The 20,680-nt window shown below is 36.0% G+C and carries 17 protein-coding genes, 1 tRNA gene and 4 pseudogenes; 10 read left to right on the forward strand and 12 right to left on the reverse strand.

What is annotated here, in order from left to right; all coding sequences use genetic code 11:
- Positions 1-130: 130 nt before the first annotated feature.
- The 4 genes from AAGD70_RS00370 to AAGD70_RS00385 form a co-directional block, all read right to left on the reverse strand.
- A complete protein-coding gene (locus AAGD70_RS00370) occupies positions 131-1,087 on the reverse strand; it encodes a beta-ketoacyl-ACP synthase III (RefSeq protein WP_065094650.1) in 957 nt (318 codons plus the stop codon).
- Positions 1,080-2,117 carry a phosphate acyltransferase PlsX gene (gene plsX, locus AAGD70_RS00375; protein WP_065094651.1) on the reverse strand — a complete coding sequence of 346 codons (1,038 nt, stop codon included), beginning with the start codon at positions 2,115-2,117 and terminating at the stop codon, positions 1,080-1,082. The genes AAGD70_RS00370 and plsX overlap by 8 nt, the downstream gene beginning before the upstream one ends.
- 10 nt (positions 2,118-2,127) lie before the next feature.
- Positions 2,128-2,310, reverse strand: a complete 183-nt coding sequence (gene rpmF, locus AAGD70_RS00380) for a 50S ribosomal protein L32 (RefSeq protein ID WP_065094662.1) — start codon at positions 2,308-2,310, stop codon at positions 2,128-2,130.
- 148 nt (positions 2,311-2,458) lie between these two features.
- Positions 2,459-2,713: a hypothetical protein gene (locus tag AAGD70_RS00385; protein ID WP_156517970.1), complete on the reverse strand. Its 255-nt coding sequence runs from the start codon at positions 2,711-2,713 to the stop codon at positions 2,459-2,461.
- A 196-nt stretch (positions 2,714-2,909) separates the two neighbouring features.
- Between AAGD70_RS00385 and AAGD70_RS00390 the strand changes: the two genes are divergently transcribed.
- From AAGD70_RS00390 to AAGD70_RS00410, 5 genes and pseudogenes are all read left to right on the forward strand, one after another.
- Positions 2,910-3,692: an MlaE family ABC transporter permease gene (locus tag AAGD70_RS00390; RefSeq protein WP_065094652.1), complete on the forward strand. Its 783-nt coding sequence runs from the start codon at positions 2,910-2,912 to the stop codon at positions 3,690-3,692.
- Positions 3,685-4,386 (forward strand): ABC transporter ATP-binding protein, encoded by a 702-nt coding sequence (locus AAGD70_RS00395; RefSeq protein WP_065094653.1) that lies wholly within the window; start codon positions 3,685-3,687, stop codon positions 4,384-4,386. Before AAGD70_RS00390 ends, AAGD70_RS00395 begins: the two co-directional genes overlap by 8 nt.
- Before the next feature lie 206 nt (positions 4,387-4,592).
- A complete protein-coding gene (locus AAGD70_RS00400) occupies positions 4,593-5,090 on the forward strand; it encodes a hypothetical protein (protein ID WP_065094654.1) in 498 nt (165 codons plus the stop codon).
- 82 nt (positions 5,091-5,172) lie between these two features.
- Positions 5,173-6,336, forward strand: a complete 1,164-nt coding sequence (gene dxr / locus AAGD70_RS00405; protein ID WP_065094655.1) for a 1-deoxy-D-xylulose-5-phosphate reductoisomerase — start codon at positions 5,173-5,175, stop codon at positions 6,334-6,336.
- A gap of 208 nt (positions 6,337-6,544) precedes the next feature.
- A pseudogene (locus AAGD70_RS00410) lies at positions 6,545-7,456 on the forward strand (Rpn family recombination-promoting nuclease/putative transposase).
- Positions 7,457-7,511: 55 nt separating this feature from the next.
- Here AAGD70_RS00410 and AAGD70_RS00415 read toward each other — a convergent pair.
- The 3 genes from AAGD70_RS00415 to tldD all read right to left on the reverse strand — a co-directional run bounded on the left by AAGD70_RS00415 (position 7,512) and on the right by tldD (position 10,464).
- Positions 7,512-8,759 (reverse strand): IscS subfamily cysteine desulfurase, encoded by a 1,248-nt coding sequence (locus tag AAGD70_RS00415; protein ID WP_065094656.1) that lies wholly within the window; start codon positions 8,757-8,759, stop codon positions 7,512-7,514.
- Positions 8,760-8,849: 90 nt separating this feature from the next.
- Positions 8,850-8,990 carry a hypothetical protein gene (locus AAGD70_RS00420; protein WP_156517969.1) on the reverse strand — a complete coding sequence of 47 codons (141 nt, stop codon included), beginning with the start codon at positions 8,988-8,990 and terminating at the stop codon, positions 8,850-8,852.
- A 55-nt stretch (positions 8,991-9,045) separates the two neighbouring features.
- Positions 9,046-10,464 carry a metalloprotease TldD gene (gene tldD, locus AAGD70_RS00425; RefSeq protein ID WP_065094657.1) on the reverse strand — a complete coding sequence of 473 codons (1,419 nt, stop codon included), beginning with the start codon at positions 10,462-10,464 and terminating at the stop codon, positions 9,046-9,048.
- A 62-nt stretch (positions 10,465-10,526) separates the two neighbouring features.
- Here tldD and AAGD70_RS00430 point away from each other — a divergent pair.
- The 4 genes from AAGD70_RS00430 (at position 10,527) to AAGD70_RS00445 (ending at position 12,892) form a co-directional block, all read left to right on the forward strand.
- A tRNA-Leu gene (locus tag AAGD70_RS00430) sits at positions 10,527-10,611 on the forward strand.
- Positions 10,612-10,681: 70 nt separating this feature from the next.
- On the forward strand, positions 10,682-11,152 hold the full coding sequence (locus AAGD70_RS00435) for a hypothetical protein (protein ID WP_065095286.1): 471 nt from the start codon (positions 10,682-10,684) through the stop codon (positions 11,150-11,152).
- Positions 11,153-11,405: 253 nt separating this feature from the next.
- Positions 11,406-12,113, forward strand: a complete 708-nt coding sequence (locus tag AAGD70_RS00440) for a uroporphyrinogen-III synthase (protein WP_065095285.1) — start codon at positions 11,406-11,408, stop codon at positions 12,111-12,113.
- Positions 12,113-12,892, forward strand: coding sequence for an exodeoxyribonuclease III (locus tag AAGD70_RS00445; protein WP_065094659.1), 780 nt, complete (start codon positions 12,113-12,115; stop codon positions 12,890-12,892). Before AAGD70_RS00440 ends, AAGD70_RS00445 begins: the two co-directional genes overlap by 1 nt.
- A gap of 36 nt (positions 12,893-12,928) precedes the next feature.
- Here AAGD70_RS00445 and AAGD70_RS00450 read toward each other — a convergent pair whose 3' ends face one another.
- The 3 genes from AAGD70_RS00450 to AAGD70_RS00460 all read right to left on the reverse strand — a co-directional run bounded on the left by AAGD70_RS00450 (position 12,929) and on the right by AAGD70_RS00460 (position 17,926).
- Positions 12,929-14,059: a hypothetical protein gene (locus tag AAGD70_RS00450; RefSeq protein ID WP_065094660.1), complete on the reverse strand. Its 1,131-nt coding sequence runs from the start codon at positions 14,057-14,059 to the stop codon at positions 12,929-12,931.
- 49 nt (positions 14,060-14,108) lie between these two features.
- Entirely contained in the window at positions 14,109-16,685 is a 2,577-nt protein-coding gene (gene polA / locus AAGD70_RS00455) for a DNA polymerase I (RefSeq protein ID WP_065094661.1), read from the reverse strand.
- A 408-nt stretch (positions 16,686-17,093) separates the two neighbouring features.
- Positions 17,094-17,926, reverse strand: a protein-coding gene (locus AAGD70_RS00460; RefSeq protein WP_341814070.1) for an IS5 family transposase whose coding sequence is annotated in 2 segments (ribosomal slippage) — positions 17,094-17,560 and positions 17,560-17,926 — 834 coding nt in all. Because the reading frame shifts where the segments join, the coding sequence is not laid out codon by codon here.
- A gap of 121 nt (positions 17,927-18,047) precedes the next feature.
- On the opposite strand from AAGD70_RS00460, the pseudogene AAGD70_RS00465 reads away from it, so the two are divergent.
- Positions 18,048-18,872, forward strand: a pseudogene (locus AAGD70_RS00465) (IS5-like element ISWpi1 family transposase).
- A gap of 54 nt (positions 18,873-18,926) precedes the next feature.
- On the opposite strand, the pseudogene AAGD70_RS00470 reads toward AAGD70_RS00465, so the two are convergent.
- Positions 18,927-19,786 (reverse strand): annotated as a pseudogene (locus AAGD70_RS00470) (IS630 family transposase).
- Positions 19,787-19,848: 62 nt separating this feature from the next.
- A pseudogene (locus AAGD70_RS00475) lies at positions 19,849-20,665 on the reverse strand (IS66 family transposase); the annotation flags it as partial.
- Positions 20,666-20,680: the final 15 nt, after the last annotated feature.

A 20,680-nucleotide genomic window follows, 5' to 3' on the forward strand; every position in this document is an offset into this window, starting at 1 on the left:
CGGATGACAACGAAGGGCTACTCGGATCTGGTGGACTCAAATCACAATGTTCGTACAGTTATGGGCTGTGCCTTATGGGTGCAACCTGTGATGTTCTACGAGTTGGGTGACAGGAGGTAATGCAGGAAGTTTAATAGCGCAGCAACACGGAACCCCAGGTCAGGCCTGCACCTATTGAAATCAGCAGTACCAGATTTCCTGATTTTATTTTTGATTCTTGTATTGCATAGTCTAAGGCCAGTGGAATTGATGCCGCTGAGGTGTTTGCATGCTTATCAACGGTATTAATCACTTTCTCTATAGGAAAATCTAATTTCTTTACTACTGCTTCAATAATACGAATGTTTGCTTGATGGGGAATTAACCAGTCAATATCAGTGATTTTCAAATTATTGCATTTCAGAGTTTCCTCTACTGAGGCTGTTAACTTATCCACTGCATGTTTAAACACTTCTCTTCCATTCATGCATATTTTTCCAGAATCACCAGTTGAGGATATCCCTCCGTTCGTACATAGTATGTCCACATTGCCATCAGAGTGTAAGTTTGTTGATATGATGCCGTTGCTACCCATTTCTGATTTTATTATCACTGCACCAGCACCATCACCAAAGAGTACACAAATTGATCTGTCTTCCCAGTCAACAATCCTAGACATTATTTCAGCGCCAATAACGAGCGCACATTTAATGCTATTGTTAGATTTGATAAGCGAGTCTGCGATTGTAACTGCATATATAAAACCAGAGCATGCTGCTTGTACATCAAAAGCAAATGCGTTTTTACATTTTAACTTACTTTGTACAATCGTTGCACAGCTAGGAAAAGTTTTATCAGGCGTTGTTGTGGCAACTATGATTAAATCAATTTCATCTACTGAAATTTTAGCTTTTTCTATAGCATTTCTTGCTGCATTTACAGCTAAGTCTGATGTTAACTCTCCTTCATCTGCTATATGCCTTTGAACTATTCCTGTTCTCTGCCTTATCCATTCATCGCTCGTCTCAACTATCGATGCAATTTCGTTGTTACTCAACATTTTTCTTGGTAGGTAAGATCCAGTGCTTAATATGAAACTTTTATTCAATATGACTTACCCCGTTAATTATCTTTTGATTTAAATTTTCACTAATTGCATTTACTGCAAATTTTATGGCATGGGCAAAAGAAATAGCATCAGAATTTCCATGACTTTTAATGATGATACCATTCAGCCCTAAAAACATAGCTCCACTTCTAATTTGGGGATTAAAACGCGTTAATGCTTTATTTAGTTTGGATTTTAACAATATACCAACAAGCATTTTCGCTATCCACGAGTTGAATACTTCCTGCTTTATTAGATTGATAAAGGTACTAGCGGTTGCCTCAGCCGTTTTGAGCATTACATTGCCAACAAAACCATCAGCAACAATCACATCTATATTACCCTCTAAAAATTCACTTGCCTCTATATATCCTTTGAAATTAATGCCAGAAGCGTTTTTAAGCAACTCAAAAGCGCCGCGCACTGAGTCATTACCTTTAACTTCTTCTGTACCGATATTTAGCAAAGCAACTTCAGGATTGTCAATTTTTAATGCTATTTTTGCAAATATACTACCCATTAATGCAAATTGGAATAACGAATCGGCATTACAATCAACATTTGCACCAAGGTCAAGCAAAGCGAAGCTTTTTGTCTTAGTTGGACAGATAGAGACAATAGCAGGACGATAAATATTTGGTAATGTTCCTAAAATAAATCTGGAAATTGCCATCAATGCTCCGGTGTTGCCTGAAGACACCACTCCGAAAGCTTTACCTTTTTTTACTGCCTCAATGGCAGCTTTCATACTTGAGTCTTTACGATGCCTCAGTGCAAAAGATGGCTTATCATTTGCAAGAACATTGTCAGAACAATGAGTAAACTCAGAATTGTTACTGACTTTTTTATATTTTGAAAGCAAAGGAGATACTTCTTCCTTATCTCCATAAATATGAAAAAAAACTTTAATGCCTGGGTCAACAAGGTTGTCTAAAAAAAAACCAGCACCCTGAATTACGGAAAGAGGCGCAAAATCGCCCCCCATAGCGTCAAGTGCAATAACTATATTATTATTGACCGTAGGTAACATATCATAATAGTCACTCTGCCTGTTGCTTGATGAAAACCCGTTTTCCTTTGTAACTGCCATCAACTGCTACGTTATGAGGCAACATGAATTCCCCAGTTGTTGAACACACCACAATATTCTTAGGCTGAATAGCATGATGAGAACGATGCATATTACGCCTTGACTTTGACTTTTTTCTTTTTGGAACTGCCAAAATTTCCTCCATTCTACTACAAAATACAATACATTAGTAACATGTTTTTTACAGGAAGTAAACAGGGATAGTAAAATAAGTAAGGTTTGCTTATGTAATTGAGTTCTATAGCTAAAGTGGCTCTACAATTTGAAAAACCGTCATTCCGCTACTCGTTAGCGGAATCTATACCGCGAGTGAATCCATAGCTGTACGAACATTCATTTTTGAAGGTAAATTGCACAACAGATGATGTCATTCCAGTGCTTGACACTGGAATCCAGAAATTTTGCTTATAACTGAGCTGATGAGCTAAAGGTAGTTGTCTTACGCTAAAACAAACGTTTTTAATTAAGTTGCATAGAAGCTGGATCCCAGTGTCTGGGCACTGGGATGACACCCCACTGGTGGGAATTGCTCCCAAACTACAACGTTCGTACAGTTGTGGATACCGTGGCGGTATGACGTAGGGAAACCTTTCTTGGGTTAGCTATATGAGCTTTAAATTAAAACATCAAGTATGTTGAACTTAAAACATATCTCAGCTATACTTTGCGATAAAGTTAATAAAAATTTTAATAAAATCAGTAAGACTAACCTCTAGCTAAAATGAATACAAAGTGAGCTTTTTTGATATAAATAGTGTTAGGATAATTGGTAGGTACTTTATCAATTTTTTGTTAAGGCTTGGTAGTGCATTCATATTTTTTATTCAATCTCTATACCACTGCCTTGTGCCGCCATATTATTTTAGCAACGTAGCAAGACAAATTATAGAGATAGGCTTTTTCTCTCTGCCAATTGTTGGGCTCACTGGAGTTTTTATAGGAGCGGCGATAGTTTTACAAAGTAGCTTGAGTGACCCATTAATTAACCAAGAACAGATAATACCCAAACTTGTTACGATCACTATCATTAAAGAGTTAGGACCAGTTTTGATCAGCTTAATAATGGTAGGAAAGGTTGGATCATCAGTTGCAGCAGAAATTGGTACGATGCGCATCACCGAGCAAATAGATGCCCTTACAACTTTGAACATTAACCCTTTCAAATATTTAATTGCACCAAGGATTTTAGCGTCAATCATAGTATTTCCCATACTTACAGTATGTGCAGATCTAATAGGAATATTTGGAGGATATGTCACTGCAGTCTTCGAATTTAACCACAATCTAAATATATACATTAAATACACAGCTCAGTTCTTTAATACGTACGATTTTGTAACTGGGCTAGCTAAAGCAACTGCTTTTGGCGCCATAATTTCTGTCTCAAGTTGCTATTACGGTTACCATTGCAAAGAAGGTGCACGAGGAGTAGGTGTTGCTACAACATCAACTGTTGTTTTATCGTCCATACTGATCATTTTAGCAAACTACATGATTACTTTGATACATGCGTAACCCCATAATATCAATATCGAACTTAAGCTTATCTTTTGATGACAGGACAGTACTAAAAGATCTAAATCTTGATATATCAAAAGGGGAATCATTAGTCATACTTGGCGGCTCAGGAAGCGGCAAATCTGTATTAACAAAAATAATCATTGGCTTGCTGACACCAGACTCAGGGTCTATTAAAATAAATAGTAAAAGCAAAAATAAATTTGGGGTTTTATTTCAAAATTCCGCTTTATTTGACTATGTTACAGTGTGGGAAAATATATCTTTTAATTATAAAAAACGCTTTAATATCAGCAAAAAGGAGGCAAAACAGCTAGCAATTGAAAAGCTAAATGATGTTGGATTGGAAGAAAATATAGCAGATATGTTTCCAATAGAGCTATCAGGTGGAATGAAAAAAAGAGTGGCACTTGCAAGGGCAATTGCACACAACCCAGAAATCATCATATTGGATGAACCAACTTCAGGATTGGACCCAATTATGTCAGATATAGTAAACGAGATAATAATAAAATTATCTAGAGATCTTAACCCTACAATTATCACGATTACACATGATATTCATAGCGCATTTAAAATAGCTGATAAAATAGCAGTATTATATGAAGGGGAGATCATTTCCCATGGAACTGTTCAGGAAATACAAAATACTAATAACGAATATATAAAAAAATTCATTCATTATATATAGCTAAAGATATATACACTATTGCTAACAGTCATATTTTTAAGTTTTAACTTTGTAAAAGGTAGTGGACATTGGAATTCAGATTTTTTTCAAACTGGGCCCTATATCAGATAACAGAATTGTTTGTATTAGTTATATATTCAAAAGCTCTATTGATATTTTGCAATATTTGTGATAAAATAATAGCTTAAGGTTGAGAGTAAAAATTTATGAGTGAAGCTCAAGGTCCAAATATTGCAGAATGGCAAGCGCAGCAACAACACCAAGAAGCCGCTGGTGAGAAAAGTGGTTTTGGTCTTGGTCACAGTGACTCTGTTTCAACAGTCGTGGATGGAATGAAATGGTTGTTCAACTTTCATGAAGGGGCGATTGCTGCTTATAATAATGTGTTTGAAAGTTTGGTGAGTGGCAGTAGTTTAGTAACACTGTTTGGAAAGTCAGGTAATATGTTTGGCATAAAACTTCTTGAAGGCCTTGCAGAATATTTTTCAGGTGGAGGTGGGGAAGATATGCCATCAGAAGGAATGGACATGGCTCATGGTGATGATGGACATCACTCAGATGATTACCCTCATGCCAATAACGAAATAGCTCATAATGCTGATGGTTTGCAAGACATGCATGATGCAGGTGATCACCATGGTCAATCTTTTTCACCTGGTCCTTCACCATCTGTTGGTGATGACCACGGGCATGAACTTGGTTAAACGCTTAAAAACTGCTGAATAGTATGCGAGAAGGCCTAATAAGAAAAGTTGCTGTTGTTATAATTAACATGAGTTTGTCTTAGTGAAAAAGGTTTCAGTTTTAGGGTCAACAGGAAGTGTTGGAAAAAAGACTGTAGATTTGCTCTCAAAGAGAAAAGAAGAATACCAAGTGGAAGCACTAAGTGCCCATTCGAACTTTGCTCTACTGGCACACCAAGCAAAACTGCTGAATGCAAAATACGTTGCTATCTCCGATGAAAGGTTTTACAAAGATTTAAAAGAAAATCTACTTGGTACAGATGTAAAAATAGCAATTGGTGCTACAAATATTGCTACCATACCTGTTGATCTCTCAGTTGTTGCAATAGTTGGCATTGCAGGCCTTGAGCCAGTTATGGAGGTTATAGAAAGCGGTACCAAAGTCATTGCATTAGCAAATAAAGAAAGCATTGTTTGCGGTGGAAAGTTATTACTTAAAAAAGCTAAAGAAAAAAACGTACAAATAATCTCTATTGACTCTGAGCACAACGCAATTTTTCAAATTTTGCAAAATGACGACAAATGCATAGAAAAGATCATACTTACTGCTTCTGGTGGACCATTCTTAAATTATAGTTCTGAGCAATTAAGAAATGTCATGGTAGATCAGGCGCTTAGTCACCCCACTTGGAATATGGGAAAGAAAATCTCGGTTGATAGCGCAACAATGATGAATAAGGCACTAGAGATAATAGAAGCACATAACTTGTTTAACATCAGCCCGGATAAAATTGAAGCAATAGTGCATCCTGAGTCAATAGTACATGGAATTGTAACTTATAAGGATGGGTTCAACTTTGCTGTGCTTGCAGAGACTGACATGGCAATTCCCATTTCATATGCTTTGTCTTGGCCGGAAAGATCAGCTTTAAATCGTAAATTAGATTTAACAAAGCAAGGAAAATTGACCTTTCAAGAACCAGACCATAAGCGTTTTCCTGCGCTAAAGCTTAGCATGGCAGTGTTAAACTCTTCTGCTTCACAAACAAACAGTATTGTGCTCAATGCTGCAAATGAAATAGCTGTTAATGAATTTTTGAAGTCACGAATCGGCTTTTTAAAAATAGTAGAGGTAGTGGAATCAACAATGGAAAGTTTTGGTAGTTATACTGATATTAATTCACTATCTGATATAATAAATATTGATTATGAAAGTCGTATTATTGCTAATAAAGTTGTTGAAAGTAAAGTTGTTGCGTATAGCTAGAGTAATGTAACCAGACTGTATTCTGTGATTTTTTTTTAGCAAAGCACGATGCACAATCGTCATTCCGCTACTAGTTAGCGGAATCTATGCCGAGATACCGCGAATGAATCGCGGTATGACGGTTCGCGGCGGCATAGCTATAGCTATCTTCAAAAATATGGTTGAATAATTGTGTGTATAATTATTAATATTTTTAAGCACTTTGGCTATGGCTTTATCTAAGTTTCTCGACCCTAAGCTGGACTTGACCTTCAAAAAAATATTTGGCACTGAAAAAAATAAGAATATTCTCATACATTTTTTGAATGATATTTTAGGATTTACCGAGATAAATACTATACAAGAAGTGGAATTCCTCAGTACTATAATGGATCCTGAAATTGCATCTGATAAGCAAAGTATAGTTGATGTTCTTTGCAGGGATTCTAGTGGGGCCAGGTATGTGATTGAAATGCAGCTCACTCGCGACAAAGGCTTCGAAAAACGAGCTCAACTGTATGCTGCTAAGGCTTACTCAAGACAATTAGATAAATCTGGCAACTACATTGATTTAAAGAAAGTCTTCTTTATTGCTATATCAAATTGTAACTTACTTCCTGAAGAAGTTGATTATATATCCAGCCACACTATAAGAGATGAGAAAACCAATGAGCATGACTTAAAAGATTTTCAATTTGTATTTATTGAACTACCGAAATTTCCTAAGAATAAGGAAGAACAGCTAGCAAGCATAGTGGATCGTTGGTTATTTTTCTTCAAATATGCAGATGAAACTACGGAAGAAGACTTAAGGAAAATAGCAGAAAAAGCACCAATAATAAAGTTAGCCTACGATGAATGAGACAGGTTTAGCTGGAATGAAAAAGATCTAATAGCGTATGAAGAAAGAATAATGGATCTACGCAAAGAAGAAGCCATTCTTGAATACAGACTTGATCTTGCTACTGAAAAAGGCATCCAAATTGGCGAAGAAAGAGGCATCAAAATCGGTAAAGAGGAAGGCAAAATTGAAGGGAAAATTGAAGTCGCAAAAGCAATGCTGGCTAATAATGTTGATGTTACCACTATTGTTAAGTTTACTGGCCTTTCTATTAGTGAGATTGAAGAATTGCAGAATTAAGTGTGAACGGTTACAGAGTAATTTCAAAGTGCATTTGCAGTTGGAACGGATACATTTAATGAGAGTCCCATTTCACGGTGTTCAAATCTACTCCTTCTTGTACCATCTCCCAAAGTGGGCTCATTTCTCTCAGTCGGCCAACATTTTTAGCAACAAGATCTGCTGCATACAAAACTTCTTCTTTAGTTGTAAATCGGCCTAGGCCAAATCTAATTGATGAATGCTCAAGGTCATGGCCATTATTTAGCGACCGTACGACATAGGAAGGCTCAAGAGACGCAGACGTGCACGCAGAGCCAGAACTTACTGCTAAATCCTTGATTGCCATGATGAGAGACTCACCCTCAACATAGGGAAAGCTCAAGTTTAGGTTGCCAGGAATTCTATTTTCATAATCACCATTTAAAACGATATCAGGAAACGCTTCTTTTATCTTATTATACAAAATATCCCTTAATTTTTCCACTCTAGTTGTTTCTTTTTTCATTTCTTCTCTAGCAATACGTGCCGTTTCACCAAAACCAACTGCAAGAGGTGTTGGAACTGTTCCAGAACGCATGCCTCTTTCCTGTCCACCACCACTAATTAGTGGTATCAGCCTAACACGAGGATTCTTTCTACGTACATATAATGCGCCTATTCCCATAGGTCCATAAATTTTGTGGCTAGAGAGACTCATAAGATCAATGCACATCTCATTAACATCAATTGGAACTTTTCCAAAGCTTTGAGCTGCATCTGTGTGGAAAAATATATTATGCTTTCTACATATTACACCAATTTCTTTGACAGGCTGAATTACTCCGATTTCATTATTTACCATCATCACTGAAACCAGGATTGTTTTATCAGTAATTGCTTCCTCAAGCTTTGATAAATCTATAATTCCGTTTTGCTTAACAGGCAAATATGTAACTTTAAAGCCTTCATTTTCCAGATGCCGACAAGAATCCAGAACACACTTATGCTCCGTGCAGACAGTTATTATATGATTTCCTTTATTTTTATAAAAGTGAGCAACGCCCTTGATTGCTGTATTATTTGACTCAGTTGCACCTGAGGTAAAGATAATTTCTTTGCTATCTGCGTTCACCAGATCAGCGATGTGTTTCCTTGCTTTTTCCACTGCTTCTTCAGCAGTCCAACCAAATGAATGGCTGCGAGAGTGTGTATTGCTGAACTCACCAAAGTAAGGTATCATCACCTCTAAAACACGGGGATCCACTTTAGTAGTAGATTGATAATCAAGAAATATTGGTAATTTTATTTTAGTATCATGTATTTTTTTACTTTCAACATTCATAAAGCTACCACGGAGACAAAATTTACAATTATTTTATAGCATTAAAACTTAATTTTTTCAAGATATAATCTTGCATCAAGTACAAAAGTGTCATCCAAGTAGCTGACACATAACTGTACGAACATTTATTTGCGAAAGCAGTGTGTTAAATGTTATAGCCAGTTTTGCCTCAAACACAAAGGCAGTGCCCAGACACTGGGATGACACCCTACTGGTGGCAATTGCTTCCAAATCACAATGTTTGTACAGCTGTGCGCCGTGCGCTGGAATCCGTTTTAGCCCTTATCTATATCTCAGTTCCACCAACAGTTATTGCGTCGACTTTGAGTGTTGGTTGACCAACTCCAACGGGCACATTTTGTCCATCTTTTGAGCATGTGCCAACACCGGGGTCCAACTTTAAGTCGTTGCCAACCATGGATACTTTTTTTAGCACTTTTGGCCCATCACCAATTAGTGTTGCTCCTTTTACTGGCTGTGTAATTTTGCCATTTTCTATTAGGTAAGCTTCCGAAGACGAAAAAACAAATTTTCCTGACGTTATATCAACCTGCCCGCCACCAAAGTTTACTGCATATAGACCTTTCTTTACGCTAGATATTATTTCCTCCGGTGTATGTTTTCCAGGCAGCATATAGGTGTTTGTCATGCGCGGCATAATAACTTTTTTATAACTTTCTCTTCTACCATTACCAGTTGGATTCACACCCATGAGTTTAGCGTTCATATGATCCTGCATGTATCCTTTGAGGATCCCATCCTCTATCAATATATTATAACTGGGTGGAGTGCCTTCATCGTCTACGCTGATAGAGCCACGCAAATTAGGCAGAGTTCCGTCATCAACTACTGTGATGTCACTAGCTGCTACTTGTTTACCCATAGAATTTGAAAATGCTGAGACTTTTTTGCGATTGAAGTCGCCCTCAAGTCCATGACCCACGGCTTCGTGTAACAATATTCCTGGCCATCCTGGACCTAAAACGACTGTCATTTCTCCGGCTGGAGTTGGAATTGCTTCAAGATTTACCAGTGCTTGTTCTAACGCTTGGTTTGCAACTTCTTTCCACTTTTTCTCAGAAATAAACTTACTATAAGGGTCCCTTCCACCATGCCCTGCAGAACCTCTTTCGGTACGGCCGTCCTTTTCTACAATGACTAGCACATTGAAACGTACCAGAGGCCTGATATCGCTTAATCTGTGATCACCCTTTATTATTTGTACGACTTGCCATTCTCCACTTAAAGTTATTTTTACTTGCTTCACGCAGTTATTTTTAGATCTTATATATTCGTTAACCTCATTGAGTAGTTTAATCTTTGAATTCAGATCCATTTCATTTATAGGGTTAATCCTCGAATATAGGCTTTTTGTCTCTTCGTTTAAATTTATTGAATTTGTCTTGTTTAAAGACACTGAGCTTTTTACCATAGAAGCAGCATTACTAATTTCTTTTTCGCTGATCTCAGAAGAACAAACGAAAGATGTACTATCTTCACAAAAAGACCTTAAACCAAATCCCCTTCTAGTATTCAAGTCCATGTGTTTTAATATGTTATCCTCAAAAACCAAGGACTCCGACTGGCAAAATTCTAGAAACAGCTCACCACCATCGCTATTGCTCAAAGCGTTATTGACTATTTTATATACGTTATTAATATTAACATTGTTTTTAGCAAAAAATATTTGATCTAGATTTGGCATTACCTTTGAACTAAAAATTGTTTAAGTATATTATTTAACTTTAACATAGTAAACTATAAAAAGCCCGGGTGGCGGAATTGGTAGACGCGCTAGCTTCAGGTGCTAGTAACTTTTTAAGTTGTGGAAGTTCAAGTCTTCTCTCGGGCACTCTTAGCTTCTATATTGCTTGTTGAATTAATTAATGCTATAATATAACATATTAGGTAATATTTATGCTATGTATGATGAAAAAAATAAGTTAGCCCACAGAAAGAAGGTACGAACTTATTCAAAACGCTTAGTTACTACACTATCTACTATCTCTTTCATTGGATACATAGCGGCATTGGTCTTGAATATTCCTGTCTTAAGTCTGTATTTTAGTATTGCCGGCACTATATTAAGTGCACTTTCGTTTGCTTTAAATATATGGTCATTAAAGGATCATTTTCTACAGAAGCAACTTGGTGTAGCAGGACAAAAAAAACCAACAAAGATCTGTCTTGATATAGCATCCAGTGCTTCATTTCTAATAGGAGGTATTGCATCTATGTCGCTTTTTGAGTCTTCTGTTATTTATTTTGTTTCTACGCCTTTTTTTATTCTAGGCTGTGCTATTATGGCAGCTAATATCGTTCGAACTATGATTAGCGAACCACAGGCAGAAAAACCTACTGATGACCACTCCCTAGTTGCAGGAGCAGCTTAAGTATTAACTTATTTAACTTATACAGGAATATTAGCTATATAATTCCACTGAAGGAAGCCATTCAAAAGAGTTCAACGTAATTAGCGTCAAAAAAGTGTAAGCAGAAATTGTGGGCTTATTGGGGTAGGAGCGCTTAGTACTCCTACTTCCACATCAATTACTTGAATAATTGCTCAAGCTATCAAAATAAAAGTTTTTATTCAGTAATTTGTGTATAAAGGGTACTATTTTACTAGTAGTGAAATAAATCAGAATGAAGTCTATTTTATTAACGAGGCCTTTATTGGACTCGTTCAATACAAGAAATATATTGAGAAAGTATGGATACAAAGTTTTTATAGAACCAGTATTCACAATAAAGTACTTAAATCCTGATATATCTGCGTACGAATTTGACGTTGTGATATCTACAAGTAAAAACAGTGTAAAGGCTTTTAGTCAAATATGCAAAGAGGATGACTTTCCGATTATTACAGTTGGTAATTCAACCATGCAGGCTGCAAAAAATTTGGGATTTTCTGATATAATCTCAGCAGACAGCAACGTTGATGATCTGATATCATTTATAAAAGCTCATTATTCAAACGCAATAAAGTTCTTATATATAAGGGGACAAGAAGTATCATGTGACCTAAAAAAGAGATTATCTGAAGAAGATTTCAACGTAAGAGAAGTTGTACTCTATAAAACAATTATAAAAAGGAATCTAACTAATAGGTGTAAAAATTTACTATTGGATGGTAAAATTGATAGTGTTGCTTTTTTTTCCTCACAGACAGCAAGGATATTTTGTTCATTAGTTCTAAAAAGTGGGCTATCTCATGTGATGAATAATGCAGTTGCATATACCATGAGTAAGAACATTGCTGATAGTTTAAAGTTAATCAAATGGAAAAAAATTATAACATCGAGGTTGCCTACTGGGGAGAGTTTAATTGATATAATTAATAAGGATTGCTGATGCTAAAGATTGCAACTTGGAATGTAAACTCCATACGTAAAAGAGTTAACCAACTTTGTAGTTTTATAGTTGATAGTCAGATAGATATAGTTTTGCTGCAAGAGATAAAATGTACGGAAGAGCAATTTCCTTATGCAGAGATAGAAAAGTTAGGATATGAATATGCTATCTATGGACAAGTTGCAAGAAATGGCGTTTGTGTTTTATCTAAATATCCAATATTGGAGAAGTTTAAGATTGATATCGTAGAAGGTTATCAAGAAGCACGTTATATAGAGTGTGTGATAAAGTATACCAATAGTAAGATAAGGGTGGGAAGTGTATACGTGCCAAATGGTCAAAGCCTGGACTCTCAAGCATTTGAATATAAACTCAAGTTTTTTGATAATCTATATGAAAGGATGAGCACTTTGTTAAAGAATGAAGAGTTAACTATTATAGCTGGCGATTATAATGTTGCACCGGATGAAATTGATGTCTTTGATTCAAATTTATTGAATGGCCAAGTGTGCTTTCATATAAAAGAACGTGAGAAGTTAAGAGCAGTCTTGAATCTTGGGTTTAAAGACGCGTTTAGAATATCTCACCCAAATTTGCAACAATTTACTTGGTGGCATTATCAAGGCAATTCACTCAGAAATAATCAAGGAATGCGAATAGATTATATGCTGTTATCACCACAAGCTGTAGATAAATTGGAAACATGCTACGTAGATGATAGATTGCGTAAGCTAGAAAACCCGTCTGATCATACTCCTGTTGTATGCGTTATAGAATAATAGCAGACCTCTTACACAACTCACTTTTTGGCAAACTTAGGTAATCCCTGCTTGTTTGTTGCTTGTGTTTTCTTCCCTTCGTTTGTTTTCCTTTCTTGTCCAAGGTTGATCTTGCTGTTTGCTTTCTTCGTTTCCCCTGTTGTTTTCCTGGGAAATTTGCTCAGGAACAGGTTGTTGTTCACTCTTTTCTTTTCCTTGGGAAATTTGTTCAGAAACAGAAATGGGTTGCTCACTCCCTTTAGCCTTCTCGACTGGGGTTCCTAAAATTTTATTGATACCATCGCAAATTTTTTTATTCAATTTTGCTCTCTTTTCTGTATCATCTTTATCTTGTGAGCTAGGGTCATACAAAGTACCTTTTTTGTTATTTGAAAAAAGAACTTCAACTCCTCTCTTTACGACAAATATTGTGCCGATAGCAGTAAGAACTACTCCGAGTGTAGTAGGACCAAAAATTAACATTGGAATAGTGGAAAGAAGGACAGGAAAAAAGATCTTGCTTAAGAACGTTGTTACCATCTCTTCATCACTAAGTGGTGGTTCATCTTCCTCTTTTTTGTCTTTACCTAAGAATGGTATATTCTCTAATAACCCATCTTTAAAAGAGCCAAGAAAGTTTTTAGGATCTACCTTTATTCCAAACAGCCACCCGGGAAGCTTTATGAATGAATCTTTAGCTTCTGTACCGCGTATATCAGCTACACAGTCATCTACTACTTTTTTTATTTTACCATTCTTGAGATTCTCCTCATTAGCTAATTTTTTCTCTCTAATTTTCTCAAATACGGAAAGTAAAAACTGAGAAAAATTCTCTTCACTTAGTAACTTTATATCTTCATGATTGATTTTCTTGAATATACCTTCATGATTTTTTGATATAAAAGTAAAAATTTTCTTTTCATTTCCATTCTGTAATCGCTTTAATTGTTTGTTTAATGACTCCAGATCACGATGTAATTTTTGTTTTTCTTTATCTGAAAGTTCTTCTTTCAATTTCTGTTTCTTCTTTTCTATTTCCTGTTTCGTTTGCTTTTCTAGAGTTTCTGGATTTTCTAAAATATCTAAGAAAGCACGATAGATTAACTGATGTTCCTCTTTTTCAAAAGTTTTCTCACCTTCATTAGGTAACTTTGGAGGTTTTGAACTTTTTACTTGTGGGCCTGTCATGGCTGACCTATTTGCATTTGCTATGTTCTATTCTAACATATTTTTCGTATTAGTTCAAATGATTTATACTCCTAGAATTCACGATGTTTAAGTCATAATTAAGGGAATTTAGACCCCAGTTGTCGCCAACTTTTATTTCTACTTCAAGTGGTATAGAAATTTCTATTGCATTTTCCATTATATCTTTCATAAGTTTTGCTGTTTCTTGTACCTTTTCGTCTTCTACTTCAACCAGTAGTTCATCGTGAACCTGGAGGATTATTTTACCTACTTTTAATTGGTCAAAAAGCTGAATCGTCGCACGTTTTATTATATCAGCGGCGGTGCCTTGCAGTGGTGCGTTTATTGCTGCCCTTTCTGCAAATTGTCTTATATAAGGAATTGTATTGTTTATGTCTCTTACAAAGCATCTCCTGCCAAACAAAGTTTCTACATAACCATGCAATCTTGCGATAGACACTGCTTTTTCCATATAGGCCTTTATTTCTGGGTAACAGGAAAAATAGTAATTAATGTATTCAGCAGCTTCCGCAATGGTAATTCCAAGCCGTTTTGCAAGACCAAATGGGCTAATGCCATATATAATTCCAAAATTAATGGATTTTGCTTTGCGTCTTAATTGCTCATCTATTTCTTGCACTCCAAAAACTTGCCTAGCGGTGATATCGTGAATATCTTGTTCGTTTGCAAAAGCTTCTTTAAATGCTGCAACGTTTGCAACGTGTGCCAGGAGTCTCAATTCTATTTGTGAATAGTCAGCAGAAATTATCTTATGCCCTTTTGGCGCAATGAATGCTTGTCTAATGAGATTTCCTTCTTCGCTTCTGATAGGAATGTTCTGTAAATTAGGATTGCTGGAGCTCAGCCTTCCAGTTGCAGTTGCAGTCGTTGAAAAGTTTGTGTGTATCCTACCATCAATGGAATCAACTTGCTTTATTAGTGCATCAGTGTAGGTGCCTTTTAATTTACTTAAATGTCGCCAATTTAAGATTTTACTTGCGATTTCTACCCCTTCTTCTTCGAGTGCCTCTAGAACTTCATAATTGGTGCTATACGATCCAGATTTTTTTGACTTTTTCTTTTTATTAAGCCCCATTTTATTAAATAAAACATCACTTAATTGTTTTGGCGACGCAATATTAAATCTTTCCTCTGCTAAGTTATATATCTCATCTTCAAGCACGGCAATTACCTGCTGAAATTTATCGGATAGCTCCTGTAGTTTTTGAATATTTAGCAATATTCCATTTTTCTCCATATCAAATATTACTTTCATAAGTGGCTTATCGAAGCGCTCGTAAATTGTGAACAATTTTTCCTGAAATAATCTTTGTTTCAGCTTTTCATGAATCGCTATTAAAGTTTTTGCCGAGAAAATTTCTGCATTTTCACTCAAATTATGTGCAACTATGTTTGGAATACTGTGATCATGCTTTCCTGTATCCAAGCTATACGACATTATCATCAAATCATCAACTGAATCTAGCATCTTCTCTACTACAGGAAAGATTTTCCTGATCTCTTTAATGTTATGTATTATTTTAAGCACCCCATTTGAGAGTAAAGTTGAGTTAATTGTAATGAGTGCATCTTGTATGCTGTCTTGCTCTATATAAAAAATATTACTTTCGCTATAAGATAGACTTAATACATTGTTTTCAAGGTGGTAATGAATTGCAATTCTGCCTTCGTATCTACAATGCTCTAAAAATTTCTCTAACTCTTCACTACTATATTCTGTTTTCTTTTCTGTGCTAGATCCATTGTAAGAAAAAAGCTTTTCCACTTTCCCTATTAAGGAATTGAATTCATACTTCTTTAAAAAGGATAATAGTTTCTCCATATTTGGAGAATGGACTTCATATTTTGCAATATCATGTTGAAGGTCTACTTTTTCGCATAGTGATAAAAGTTCTCTTGAAATTAATGCTTTTTCCTTATGTTCGGTAAGAATATTACGAATCCTCGTTTGCTCGATGTTATCAATGTTCTCTATAATATTATTCAATGAATCAAATTCATCTAATAATTTAGTGGCAGTTTTTGGACCTATTCCCGGAACGCCTGGAATGTTATCGGATGCATCACCAGTTAGAGAAAATAAATCAAGAAGCTTGTGTGAGTTTACACCAAATTTTTCTACTATTTGTTTTTCATCTATATATATATTTTTAATGGGGTCGAATATTAAAATATTGTGGTTCAAGAGTTGAAACAAATCTTTATCTGATGAAACGACTACCACTTTAAAGTCTTGGTGGTTGGCGTATTTTGCAGCTAGTGTTGCGATTATGTCATCTGCTTCATAACCTTCAATTTCTTCATAGCTGAGGTTAAAAGCTTCTACCGCTTCCCTCAGTATGGTGAACTGTGGAGTTAGATCCTCAGGAGGCGTTACTCTGTTCGCTTTGTACTCAGGATATAAATTGTGCCTAAAATTCTTTTTCCCTGCATCAAGTGCTATAGTTAAGTAGTCCGAATGGGCAATGTACTTAAGAACCATATTCAGAAAGCCATATACACCACCTATTGGCATTCCTGTTGTGGTAATTAAGTGAGGTAGTACATAGTAAGCTCTGAAAAGAAAACCATAGCCATCGATGATTGTGAAAGTTTTTTCTTTCATTGTAGATATTTATGCGTGCTTTTGATGGTCCACTATTTAGCTGAGAAAATCAAGTTTTTGTTTTTCTGCTTTTGAGCGTTGCAAGAGATTTTACCGAAAATAGCATTCATGATGGGGATGTACACATATGTAATATCAAAACCTAGTAGAAGAAATTCATATTTTACCCAATCGAAGCGGGGAAATGTATTTCTCACCAGAATTCTGGATTAGAGATTAAAAAAACAAGAATATCAATAGCTTATTGTTTTAGCATTTACGATAAAGCAGTAAGTATTTCAAGATTAATTACTAATTGACCTTACCCAGAAAAAGTGGAGAGAAAGTTTGGAATGTTTTTTACAAAAAGAATGATGCATCAAATTGTTCTGGAATGCAATAGTTAGAGGTTGTCCACAAACCAGTAAATCAAGCATATTCCCTACTTAACATAACTTTACTCATAGCCAGATATATGAAACTTTCAGTAGATGTTGTAAGTAAATCGTACTCCTTTGATAGCCTTCTATTTCTATTGATCCAAGCAAAAGTCCTCTCTACCACCCACCTTCTCGGCTGTACTGAAAATCCAGGATCCCGTTGTGGCAATAGTTCTAGTGGTGTATCTTTATGCACCCAAAACCTACATGGAGGCCTTTTGACAATTTCAATATCTATCCCATATTCTCTCTTTACGTAATCCTTTAAATATTTTCCTTGGTATCCCATATCAGCCCACATTTTCTTAATATTGCTGTATTTTTCCTTCATATCGTCCAATGCCATCTTCACCCCATCTCTGTCATTTTCGCTTGCAGCTCCTACATAGCAACCAAGCACAAATCCTTGAGTATCTGTGATTATATGTCTTTTTCTCCCCTTTACCTTTTTCGCACCATCATAACCTTTGACCCCCCTTTTTCCGTGGTTTTTACCGATTGACTGTCCACTATGCATGCGCTCGGCTCCTCATTTCTTCCCATTTTTGACCTACTATATTTAGTGATATCATAGTTCATTTTCTCAAAAATTCCCTGCTTTTTCCATCTTCTAAACTGTTCATGCACAGCCTTCCACGGCGGAAAATCGTGTGGTAAATAGCACCATTGACATCCTGTGCGCAGTATATAAAGAATTGCATTTACTATCTCACACTTACTGTATTTTGGTGGCCTTCCTCCTTTCTTGTACGATACTCTGAAGTGTTTTTCTATTCTTGCCCATTCCCTTTTACTTAAATCTGTTGGATATTTTTTCCTCATCTCTTACCTCAATATTCTTTCTTTATATACTACGTATTCCTTGGTTTGTGGACAACCTCTAAGAGGTTGTCCGGAAACAAGTAAAAGGCTATAATATCTGAAATTTTAGTACGGGGTAAAGATGAGAAAAAAGTATCCAACAGATCTAAGCGAAAGGGAATGGGCAAGAATAGAAAAACACTTCAGAGTATCATACAAGAAAGGAGGAAGGCCGCCAAAGTATAGCAAAAGAGAAATATTAGAAGCAATTTTCTATGTATTGCGTACAGGGTGTCAATGGCGGTATTTACCAAATGATTTTCCGCTATGGAAGACTGTGTATGAGCAGTTCAGGCAATGGAAGAAGCAGGGAATTTTTGAGAAAATGAATTATGAAATATAGTAGAAGAAAAATAGGAAGGAATGAGCAGCCGAGTGCCTGTATAGTAGATAGTCAATCTGTAAAGACTACAGAAAAGGGGGGATCAAAGGCTATGATGGAAGTAAAAAAGTAAAGGGTAGAAAAAGGCATATAATTACAGACACTCAGGGTTTTATACTAGGTTGTTACGTAGGCGCTGCTAACGAAAATGATAGAGATGGTATTAAAATAGCATTAAACAATATGAGAACAAAATATACTAAAGTTAAAAAAATGTGGGCTGACATGGGATACCAAGGAAGAAATTTAAAGAATCACATAAAGGAAGAATATGACATAGATATTGAAATTGTTAAAAGGCCTCCATGTAGATTTTGGGTGCACAAAGATACGCCACCTGAGCTACTACCAACAAGAGAACAAGGGTTTAAAGTACAGCCAAGAAGATGGGTTGTAGAAAGGACTTTTGCTTGGGTTAATAGGAATAGAAGGCTATCGAAGGAGTATGATTTACTCACAACATCCACTGAGAATTTCATATACCTAGCTATGAGTAGGGTTATGTTAAAGAGGGAATATGCTTGAATTTACTTGTTTCCGGACAACCTCTATAGCATTTCTCATAATAGTCCAAACAGGTCATAGGAAGGCAGAATCAACAGCACGACGAAAGGATTCGAATAGAGGAATGTTTTTCCTGGCTCTGTTTTTTATAGCAAACCAATGATGCTCAATTTTGTTGAAATCTGGAGAATAAGGCGGCAGATACAAAATTTCTGCACCAACCCCTTTAGCAAGCTCGATAATCTTATCAGACTTATGAAAAGTAGCATTGTCAAGAATGACAGTCTGTCCAGGTTCCAAGATCGGTGTCAAAAATTGCTCAAACCATCCATTAAAAACATCCATATTACAGTGGCCTTCAAAGGTTAACGGAACAACTATCTTTCTTCCACTTAAGGCTGCAACCATACTGATTCGTTGAGTTTTCTTTCCAGATTTTAAGGCATAAAACCGCTGTCCTTTCTGGCAATATCCGTAGGGGTAGTCTTCGGTGTTATCAATGCCATACTCATCTATATACACTAAGTTTTTAGGTTCTTTTGTCGCTATAATTTTCAAAAATTCAGCACGTTTTTCTTCGTTTCTTTCCTTGTATCCATATGTCTTTTTTTGCGCGTAAATCCAATTTTTTTAAGGGCTCGATAGATCGTTTGGATACTAACGTTGTTCCAAAGTTTAGCCATTTCCGATAGAGTCTTTCCTCCGTGTTCTCTGGCAAATTTGGCAAAGGTATCCCAGTCGGTAATTTTGTGATTGTAACCCCCATTTCCAAGTTTTTTTGATTGAAAGTCTCCTGTTTCTTTTCTTCTTTGCTGCCACTCCCATAAAGTAGTTCATCCAATCTTAAATCTTGCTGCCACTGTTTCTCTGCTTTCTCCTTCGTCTAGCGCTTCCATTGCTTTTTTTCTTAAATCATAACTATATGCTGCTGGCATTCAACCTCCTTATCATCATCTATCCTTATCCTATCACATCCGGACTTTTATGGAAAGAGCTATACTATCAAACTATTGCGATTGCAAAATGTGCTGTCTTGCAAAACCTTCATTCCTCTTGATTCTGTCAATTTTACAAAACTTGCCGTATTGCTTGCAAACATCCAACACCAGCCAAGTTTTCCTTTGTTATAGTGACTGGTTTCATCGATATGCAAAACCTCACTTCTGCTTATTTCTTGTTCGATTTGCTCATATGTTTTTTCGCATTTTAATGCAACTCTGTGTTCACTATTTGATATGCTGCCAACACTTATGTTCAAATTAAAAATGTCATTTATGATACTAGCCACTTCACGCTTTGAGTTTTTGTAAAATCCGCTGAGTGCTGCAATTATAGACTTAACCCTTGGACCAAATGTATCTGGCGTAACACCTTCTGGTAACTTGCTACTTTTTCTTTTTCTGCATCTCCGACAACGACCATGTTCCAATTACTACATAAGGCCTAATTTCCGGAAGATCAACTTTTTGGTGCACATAAGGTTTTTCGCATATTACAAGCTCTCCTCCGCATTCGCAAATATTAGGCAACTCTATTTTTACTACTTTATCCGCTTCCATTGTGGCATGAAAATTTCCTTTATGCCCAACCTGATCGCCAACATTCCTTTCGCTTTTTGGCTTGTCCTTTTTTGTTTTGTACAATTCTTTAGAGCTCGGTAGAGATGAATTTTTCGAGTTTAAACCAAGCCTTTCCTTTAATTCAGCGTTCTCTATCTTTAAAGCTTTATTTTCTGCTTTTAAGTTTTCTATCTCTGCTTTCAGTTTTTCTATTTTTTGCTGTAAATTTTTGCAAAGTTCTAAAAGGTTTACCACATTACCTCACTTTTG

Source organism: Wolbachia endosymbiont (group A) of Nomada flava (assembly GCF_964027055.1).
Lineage (GTDB): Bacteria > Pseudomonadota > Alphaproteobacteria > Rickettsiales > Anaplasmataceae > Wolbachia > Wolbachia pipientis.